A 3,176-nucleotide genomic window follows, 5' to 3' on the forward strand; every position below is an offset into this window, starting at 1 on the left:
TTAAATCAAACCGCTAGCGAGCCGCAAAATCCGTTCTTACAAAGCCTAAAAAGTCTCAAATCATTCGACGACGGACAGGTCGCCTGGACACGCTGGCGCCGAAAGGCATCCCCATCGCGGGCATTGAAAATCTCTAGGACTTCATGTCCTTTTCGTTGAAATCACGATGTATGAAGTCGTCGGCTATCCCAGTCGGCCAACAAGATCCGCCGCATCGAGATGCGCGTAGCGCTTCAGCATGCGCAACTCTTTATGTCCGGAGATACTGCTGACCTCGATCACGTTCAGTCCGCGTTCAAACAGGCGGCTGACACCTTCGTGACGCAGATCGTGGAAGCGCAGACCAATGATGTCGGCACGCAGCAGAAGACGGCGCCAGACTTGCTCCAGCGAGCCAGCTGTCATTGGAAATACGCGCTGCTGATCGACATCAGCTCGCGCCTTCCAAGCCATCAGAGCATCGAATGCGCGCTGTGACAGTGGCACCTGGCGCCCGGATCCATTCTTCGTCATCGTGAGCGTGACCACTCGGCGATTGTGCGAGATGTCGTCCCATCGCATTCCCAGGATCTCGCCACGGCGCATCCCGGTCTCGATCGCTACAATGAGCAGCGTCTTGAAGAATGGAATCTTGCCGGCATCACAGGCGTCGAGCAGCCGCTGCTCCTCGTTGCCGTCGAGGCGTCGTGTGCGCTCATTGCGGATCACAGGACGCCGGATCATTTTCACGACGTTCTTTGCCAGCGGCAGACCCCAGTCGCGGATCGCGACCTCGATGATGTGGCTGAGGATCGCAAGCTCGCGGACCGTGGTGGACGGCGCCACGACCTTGAGGCGTTCGTCACGGAACGATGCGATATCTTGCTGGCTCAGTCCGATCATCGTCCGATAAGCAAGCTCATGGCGGCGCAGGACTTCGATGCGCTGGATCTCCTGCTCGGCACCGCGCTTGGTGGGCGAGACTTCGATCTTGTATCGGTCCATCAGCTCACCGAGCGTCGTGCTCTCGAGGATCTTCGTATCTGGCGCAGCACCGAAGCGATCGACCTGGGTTTCCAGATCGCGCGCCCACTTATCGGCTTCCTGCTTCGTGTCGAAGGACTTGCAGCGCGGCTTCATGCCCTTGCGGCGCACCTGAGCTTGCCAGCGCCCTCTGAGCTTCCGGATTGTCGCCATAGTGATCTCCAACATGCGTTGAAAATCACGCGTAGGATGCCCCTGGAGGGGTGCCAAGGATTATCCCGGCGCAACTGTGCTCTGAGTAAATTGGCAAGAGGCAACACAGATTTAACTGCAACGTAGAATATCTGCTGTGATGGCGGCTGCAATCTTGCGTCACTGCGGTGGCTGCTGTTTGATGAGGTTTCGAGTTGGAGCCGATCATGCATCAATATCTTCGATCGATCATCGTCATCATTATTGGTGTTACAGCACTCCTACATGCTCTCAGCATCGCGGAAGCCGCAGATCAAGTGTTCGGCCCCTTTGCCGTCGACACCGCCAGGCCAGACGTCATCCGGTTGAACGGTGTCATTGATGCCGGTTCTGCGCTCAATTTCAGGCGGGCATTGCAGGCCGCGCCAGCGGCGAAGCTCATCACATTGAATAGCCAAGGTGGCAACGTTCAGATGGGCTTGTTGATCGCTGACGACATCCATCAGAGAAGGCTTGCAACCTACATTCCGAAAGGCAGCAGTTGTTTCTCAGCGTGCTCCTTCGTCTTTCTTGCTGGCATCGAGAGAAAGGTCGACGGCGAGCTGGGTGTGCACCAGATTTCATCAGACGCCCCAGATCTTGTCGGAGCGCAGCTGGCGATCTCTGATATAATTGATCTCTTGAACCGCTTCTCCACGCCGGTGGAGGTTATGAGCTTGATGTTCAAGACCCATCCAGATGACATGCATGTGTTTACGTCAGAGGAAATCGAGCGATACAAGCTCAATCGGAGCGGAGATCCTACGCCGGCACGTTTGGCACCTAACACGGCGCATGCAACGGCCGTTCTATCAGCAGGCGGTGCATCCCATGCTGAAGAGCATCCAAGCTTGCCCGTCAAAGAATCGGAGCCAGAAGCCGGGCCACTCGCTGCGGCACTGGAGCAAGAGGCTCGGTTAACACCATTGCAAGAGTTTACCAAGCGCCCCAACAGAATTGCCATCTATACAGGTCTGGATCTGTTTGGCGCCGATATATCCTCAATGAAGGCAGGTGATGCCGCAGCTTGCGCGAAGAGTTGCCTGCTGATGAACGGTCAATGCAAGGCGTTCACTTTCAACGCGAACCCCAAGATCAAACGAGGGCCGAATTGCTTTTTGAAGTCCAGCTCTGGTCGCGCTGATGGAAACAGTGTCGCGTTCTCAGGGCAATTTCTAAGCGCAGCAGATACAGATCCATCGGCTATCACTCTTGGCACGATCGACCCGCAGACCGCGCTCTTTGATGATGTTGATCTTCCGGGAGGTGATCTGTCACGGCGCGCACACCGTTCTGCCAGGACACCACTCGATTGCCGGCTCGCCTGTGTTGATGACGATCTCTGCGTCGCATTCACCTATGTCAAACCCAAGAAGGAGTGCTGGCTCAAAGGTGCGATCGGTAAACCGGCATACGGTATGGACATGGTGAGTGGCGTGAAGAAGATTGAGACCTTCTCTCCCGCCACCATTATTAGTCTGGATTGAGCGGGAAAGTGTGTCACGTTACGCTGGCGCAACTGTGCTTGCCAGCGTCCTCTGAGCTTTCTAATGGTCGCTATCGTGATCTCCAACCTGTGTTGAAGATCACGCATGGACGGGTGCCAAGGTTATCGCGGTCCCGTGCCGGCCCCGTGAAACTCCTGCTCAGAAGCGCTCCCCAACCCATTCTTCGCTTTTCGCCCAGAGCTGTCTTGCCCGCTCTTCGTCAAGTGCGTAGGCGCGGACACCATCGCGCATGGCCTCGCCCTCGGCGATCTCGGCGACATGGCAATCCTCGCAGTAACGCCCACCGATAAGCTCCGCCTCCGCGACAACGGCGGCCCAGACCGATGTGGCGGCCCCTTGCGGGATCGTCTTGAACGTGAAGGGCGGCAGGCCGGCCTTTGCGTAGGATGCGTTGATTGATGCGACCAGCGCGTCCTCGTCGGCTTGCGTCATGTGTCGGCCGAGTTCGGTGCGGATACCGCCGGGCATGATCGC

At 57.1% G+C, this 3,176-nt stretch carries 2 protein-coding genes and 1 pseudogene; 1 reads left to right on the plus strand and 2 read right to left on the minus strand.

Going from position 1 to position 3,176, the window contains the following annotated elements; all coding sequences use genetic code 11:
• Window positions 1–183: 183 nt before the first annotated feature.
• On the minus strand, window positions 184–1,176 hold the full coding sequence (locus ACEVQ6_RS23500; RefSeq protein WP_374891470.1) for an integrase: 993 nt from the start codon (window positions 1,174–1,176) through the stop codon (window positions 184–186).
• A 206-nt stretch (window positions 1,177–1,382) separates the two neighbouring features.
• On the opposite strand from ACEVQ6_RS23500, the gene ACEVQ6_RS23505 reads away from it, so the two are divergent.
• On the plus strand, window positions 1,383–2,681 hold the full coding sequence (locus tag ACEVQ6_RS23505) for a PAN domain-containing protein (protein WP_374891471.1): 1,299 nt from the start codon (window positions 1,383–1,385) through the stop codon (window positions 2,679–2,681).
• Window positions 2,682–2,840: 159 nt separating this feature from the next.
• Here the strand turns inward: ACEVQ6_RS23505 and ACEVQ6_RS23510 are convergent.
• Window positions 2,841–3,176 (minus strand): annotated as a pseudogene (locus ACEVQ6_RS23510) (SDR family NAD(P)-dependent oxidoreductase); the annotation flags it as partial.

Origin of the sequence: Ensifer soli, assembly GCF_041928815.1 — a bacterium.
Lineage (GTDB): Bacteria > Pseudomonadota > Alphaproteobacteria > Rhizobiales > Rhizobiaceae > JBHFEI01.

Coding starts and splice junctions, on each gene's coding strand:
- ACEVQ6_RS23505 (WP_374891471.1), top strand. CDS start 1,383: ATGCATCAATATCTTCGATCGATCATCGTCATCATTATTGGTGTTACA.
- ACEVQ6_RS23500 (WP_374891470.1), bottom strand. CDS start 1,176: ATGGCGACAATCCGGAAGCTCAGAGGGCGCTGGCAAGCTCAGGTGCGC.